5 protein-coding genes and 2 pseudogenes are annotated in these 5,227 nt (G+C 68.7%); 4 read left to right on the forward strand and 3 right to left on the reverse strand.

Features of this window, described 5'->3' with window-relative positions; genetic code table 11:
- Window positions 1–344, reverse strand: a pseudogene (locus D7W82_RS38180) (hypothetical protein); the annotation flags it as partial.
- A 268-nt stretch (window positions 345–612) separates the two neighbouring features.
- On the opposite strand from D7W82_RS38180, the gene carF reads away from it, so the two are divergent.
- On the forward strand, window positions 613–1,470 hold the full coding sequence (carF, locus tag D7W82_RS38185; RefSeq protein ID WP_120622969.1) for a plasmanylethanolamine desaturase: 858 nt from the start codon (window positions 613–615) through the stop codon (window positions 1,468–1,470).
- 14 nt (window positions 1,471–1,484) lie between these two features.
- Here the strand turns inward: carF and murI are convergent, their stop codons facing one another.
- Complete coding sequence (murI, locus tag D7W82_RS38190) at window positions 1,485–2,309, reverse strand: glutamate racemase (RefSeq protein WP_120622970.1); 825 nt, start codon at window positions 2,307–2,309, stop codon at window positions 1,485–1,487.
- Between the two features lie 131 nt (window positions 2,310–2,440).
- Window positions 2,441–3,457, reverse strand: a complete 1,017-nt coding sequence (locus tag D7W82_RS38195; RefSeq protein WP_147439759.1) for a hypothetical protein — start codon at window positions 3,455–3,457, stop codon at window positions 2,441–2,443.
- Window positions 3,458–3,611: 154 nt separating this feature from the next.
- On the opposite strand from D7W82_RS38195, the gene D7W82_RS38200 reads away from it, so the two are divergent.
- The 3 genes and pseudogenes from D7W82_RS38200 to D7W82_RS42465 all read left to right on the forward strand — a co-directional run.
- Window positions 3,612–4,328 carry a MotA/TolQ/ExbB proton channel family protein gene (locus D7W82_RS38200; protein ID WP_120622972.1) on the forward strand — a complete coding sequence of 239 codons (717 nt, stop codon included), beginning with the start codon at window positions 3,612–3,614 and terminating at the stop codon, window positions 4,326–4,328.
- Window positions 4,329–4,340: 12 nt separating this feature from the next.
- Window positions 4,341–4,820, forward strand: coding sequence for a protein TolR (gene tolR, locus D7W82_RS38205; protein WP_120622973.1), 480 nt, complete (start codon window positions 4,341–4,343; stop codon window positions 4,818–4,820).
- A gap of 3 nt (window positions 4,821–4,823) precedes the next feature.
- A pseudogene (locus D7W82_RS42465) lies at window positions 4,824–5,227 on the forward strand (energy transducer TonB); the annotation flags it as partial.

Below are 5,227 nucleotides of genomic sequence, written 5' to 3' on the forward strand. Positions count from 1 at the left end.
AGCTTGGGCTGCGCGGCCATCTCCGCATCCGTGGCCAGCTGGCCCGGCTGGTACGAACGGACCGTGGACTCGTAGTTGTCGTACACGCCGTTGATGAGGTTGCGCAGCATCTCCTTGTGCTGCTCCTCCATCAACTCGCGCACGACCTCCGCCAGGTTCTCCGCGTTGAGGATGTCCGCGTAGGACGTCTTCTTGGACGCGAGGATGTTCCCGCCCACGAACAGGTGGGTGATGATGTGGGGGTTGTTGACGCCCGAGTCCTCGGTCTGGACGTGGTAGACCTTCCCCTTGTGCTTGATGTTGTGATTGAAGCCGGTGACGGCTTTTTCGAAGGTTTTCGCCATTGCCGAGGTCGGGCACCGTAGCAGCGGGGTCCAGGCTTCACAAGGTAAGCGTCACGCGTCCCGCACCTCTTTTACGCGTGCCTGCCCGCTCCCCGGGGTGTGCGTCCGCCACCTCCCGCGACGCTCGGTGTGCGGATCCGCACGGGGACACCAGCCTGGCGGGCATGGGCGCCTCTGTTGAAAAGCCGAAACGCCCTGGGGTACGTAAACCCCTCTGACGATCGCGCCGTCAGTCCCTCCCTCCCTGCCGCGGACCGGAACACCACCGATGAAGAAGCCGGACACCATCGCGGACAAGGTCCGCCTGCAGGATGCCCAGGCGCTCGCGCAGGGCTACTCGCCCGCCATCCGCGCCATGGAGATCGCCTCCATCATCGCGTTCGTGGGCCTGGAGAGCGTGCTCGTCTACAAGCTCTGGAGCACCCACCACACCGGGCCGTGGATGCTGACCCTGGCGGTGGTGCTGGGCTACCTGGCCGCGGACTTCGTGTCCGGCTTCGTCCACTGGATGGGCGACACGTGGGGATCCACGGAGATGCCCGTCCTGGGCAAGGCGTTCATCCGCCCCTTCCGCGAGCACCACGTGGACGAGAAGGCCATCACCCGCCACGACTTCGTGGAGACCAACGGCAACAACTGCCTCGTGTCGCTGCCGGTGGCCGCGCTCGCGGTGGCCATCCCGCTCGCCGGCCCGGGCTGGGTGTTCCTGGCCGCGTTCCTGGGCGCGATGATCTTCTGGGTGATGGCGACCAACCAGTTCCACAAGTGGTCGCACCTGGATGAGCCGCCCGCGATCATCCACTTCCTGCAGCGCGTGCACCTCATCCTGCCGCCGGACCACCACCGCATCCACCACACCAAGCCCTTCAACCAGTACTACTGCATCACCGTGGGCTGGATGAACCGGCCGCTGAAGATGATCCACTTCTTCCCGCTGATGGAGCGGCTCATCACCTGGGCCACCGGTCAGCTGCCGCGCCAGGACGACATCGGCACGGAGGCCGCCCAGGCGCTCGTCGCCGTGGACGGCGCCCAGGAGCTGCCCGTCATCCAGGCCGCCAAGGAGCTGCTCAAGTCCTCCGCCGAGGAGCCCACGGCGAGCGTCTCCACGCCCCCCGTGCGCTGAGGCGGCAGGCCCGCCTAGAAGCGCAGGTCCACCTGCTCCGCGGAAGGAATGGGGCGCCCCAGGAAGCGGGCCCCCACCTCCACGAAGCGCTCCGGCACGTCGGTGACGAAGAAGGCGTGCTCGGGCGCGCCCCCGGGCTCCGGAGCCGCTGGAGCAAGCAGCCCCCGCTCCTCCAGCAGCTGTGCCACCGCCTCCGCCGTGGCCTCCGCCGAGTCCACCAGCGACACGTGCGGCCCCACGACCTCGGCGATGACGCCCTTGAGCAGCGGGTAGTGGGTGCAGCCCAGCACCAGCGTGTCCACGCCGTCGCGCGCGAAGCCGGCCAGGTACTCGCGGGCCACGAGCAGCGGCACGTCGCCGTTCGTCCACCCCTCTTCCGCCAGGGGCACGAAGAGCGGGCACGCCGTCGCCTTCACCGCGACCTTCGGGTTGCCCGCCTCCAGCGCCCGCTGGTACGCGCCGGAGCGGACGGTGCCCGGCGTTCCGATGATGCCCACGCCGCCGCCCCGGGTGCGCTGGAGCGCCGTGCGGGCCCCGGGCTCGATCACGCCCAGCACCGGCACCGGCAGCGCGGCCTGGAGGGCGGGCAGCGCCGCGGCGGAGGCCGTGTTGCACGCCACCACCAGCAGCTTGATGCCACGCTCCAGCAGGAACTCCGCGTTCTTCAGCGAGTAGCGCGTCACCACCTCGCCGGACTTGGTGCCGTAGGGCACGCGCGCCGTGTCCCCCAGGTAGAGCGTGCGCTCGTGGGGGAGCCGCGCCATGAGCGCCTTGAGGACCGTGAGGCCTCCGATGCCGGAGTCGAACACGCCGATGGGACCGTGGCTGTCTTGCCGCATGGGGTGAGTCCCTATCACGTTTGATGCCAACGCCCCCCGCACCGCCCGCGTGCCCCCTGAACGCATGAAGGGCCGGAAGCCTGGAAGGCCTCCGACCCTTTCATGCGGCCCGTTCCGGGTGGACCCCGCGACTACTGCACGCGGTCCAGCGGCGCGATGGGGGGATTCTGCGTGCCGGGGAAGCTGTGGGCGTAGACGCGCAGGCTCAGCATGTCCGCCCCCCGGGGAGAGATGTAGCGCCGGCCGCCCGTGCCGTTCGCCTGCAACGACACGAAGTACTCACCGGGGCGCAGGAACTCGAAGACCGCCGGGGACTCGTTGCAGGAGAACCACTGGCCCGCCTCACCGTAGACCCACTCCAGGGTGTGCATGTCCTGGAAGTTGATGCCCACCTCGCTCACGCCCGCCTGGCCGCAGGTGAGCGGCTCCCCGGATTCATAGAGCTGCCAGCCCACCACGGCGCCACCAATGGCCCAGGTGTTCGCCGTGATGGAGGCCGGGATGCCGGCCTGCGACGTGAAGGCGCCGCCGTAGTAGTAGAGAGGCCGCTCAAGAGCGTCGATGGCCACGACCTCCAGGTAGTGCTGCCCGGGGGCCATGTCCGGCGTCTCCACGTAACGGCCCTGGCTGCCCTGGTTGCAGTTGAAGCGCCCCCACGGGCCGTCATCCACGCGGGCATCCACATAGGCCACCCCGGCCTGGCCGCACGAGGGGTAGGACGTGCCCGCCTCCGTGGGGAACACCCAGTTCACATAGGCGTAGGAGGTGGCGCCCGTGTTGCCCGTGTTGAAGTTGATGGGCACCGCCACGTTGCCGTCCACGGAGAACGTGCCGCGGTACGAGTAGACCGCCACGCCGTCGTAGTCCACCGCCTGCGCCGTGAACGAGTACGTGCCGGGCGCGAAGTCGTGCAGGACGATGCCGTCGAAGCCGTTCGCCGAGCAGGGATACTTGCCGTCACCCTCGAGGATCTCGCCGTCGATGTAGATGTCGACGCCATCGATGTTCCGCATCTGGCCGCAGGTGGCGCCGTCGAAGCTCCACGACATCCGGACGTCGCCGGGGTAGCGCGGGTGGTTGCTTTCAACGACGCAGCCGGTGAGTCCAGAGGAGAAGCAGAGGAATGCGGCGAGCGTTCTCGCGTTCATGATGGGCATCCGTGGTTCGGGATGGGTGAGGTCGTCGGCCCGGAACAACCCTCCAGACGACCGACCCCGGGAATTATTCAGTGCCGTCCAAAGCAACCGGGCGTTGTCGGCGGGTTTGACCCACCCGAGGACGGAATGTTACGCGCTGGACCCCATGATACCCCACCTGCCCCTGGCCTTTGGCGCCATGAACTACGTGGAGATCATCCGCGACGCGTCGTTCATCGAGCTCGCGGTGCTCCTCCTCCTCATGGGCGTGTCGGTCGCCTCCTGGGCCCTCATCGCCATGAAGGCCACCCAGTTGTCGCGTGCCCGCGCCCAGTCGCTCACCTTTCTCGACACGTTCTGGAAGGCGTCACGGTTGGAAGCCATCTACCAGTCCGCCCAGAAGCTGGAGGGCTCGCCGCTGTCGAAGGTGTTCTGCGCGGGCTACGAGGAGCTGAGCAAGCTGGCGCAGACGGGCACCCAGGACGGCGGCGCCGAGGCCGCGATGAGCGCCAAGCTGGGCGGCATCGAGAACGTGGAGCGCGCGCTCAACCGCGCGGCCACGGCGCAGATCACGGAGCTGGAGAACCGCGTGTCCTTCCTGGGCACGGTGGGCGCCGCGTCGCCGTTCGTGGGCCTGTTCGGCACGGTGATTGGCATCCTGGGCGCGTTCAACAACATCGCGGAGCAGGGCAACGCCACGCTGGCCACGGTGGCGGCGCCGGTGGGCAACGCTCTCTTCGCCACGGCGGCGGGGCTGTTCGCGGCCATCCCGGCGGTGGTCGCGTACAACTCGTTCGTCAGCCGCATCAAGGTGTTCGACACGGAGATGTCCAACTTCTCCGCGGACTTCCTCAACATCATCAAGCGGCACTTCTTCCGCTAGGGGACCCGGCACATGGGCATGGGCGGAGGCAAGGGCGGCGGTGGACGCACCACCATGAGCGAGATCAACGTCACGCCCATGGTGGACGTGATGCTGGTGCTGCTCATCATCTTCATGGTGACGGCGCCCCTCATCCAGCAGGGCGTGAAGGTGAACCTCCCGGAGACGAAGGCGGCCCCGGTGGAGGCGACGGAGAAGAAGGTCGTCCTCTCCATCGACGCGGGGCGCAAGGTCTACATCGGGGACGCGGAAGTCGCGCTGGAGGAGCTGGAGACGAAGCTCGCCGCCAACGCCAAGGCGCAGGCGGATAAAGAAGTGTACCTCCACGCGGACCGGGACGTGCCGTACGGCGTGGTGGTGGAGGTGATGGCCGCGGCCCAGCGCGCGGGCATCGCCAACGTGGGGATGATCACGGAACCCGCCACGGGCTCCAAGGCGTCCAACTCCGGCAAGGCACCCACCAAGGGCAAGCCCAAGGAGGCGAAGCGCTAGCCCATGAGCTCCGCGGTTTCCCACAGCCTGCTGGTGTCACGGCCCACGCGGCTGTCGCGCTTCCTCGTCGTCTCCGTGGTCGGGCACGTGGCGGTGGTCGCGGCGGCGCTGCTCTACGCGCGCCTCTCGTCCGCGCCGAAGGTGAACCTGGACCAGAAGCCCATCAACGCGTCGCTGGTGCGGCTGGGCAAGCCGCGCGACCCCAAGCTCCTGCCGCGCAAGGAAGTGGCGCAGCCGCCGCCCAAGGAGGTCGTGGCGAAACCCACGCCCACGCCTCCCGCGGAGACGCCCGCGCCCTCCCCGGCCGCCGTGGCGGTGCCCGGCGTGAAGCCCGCCCCGGCCCCCGCGCCCCAGAAGGGGGAGGCGACCGCGGAGGACCGGCGCAAGAAGCTCTTCGGCGCGTTCGA

Source organism: Corallococcus sp. CA049B (genome assembly GCF_003611685.1).
Taxonomy (GTDB): domain Bacteria; phylum Myxococcota; class Myxococcia; order Myxococcales; family Myxococcaceae; genus Corallococcus; species Corallococcus coralloides.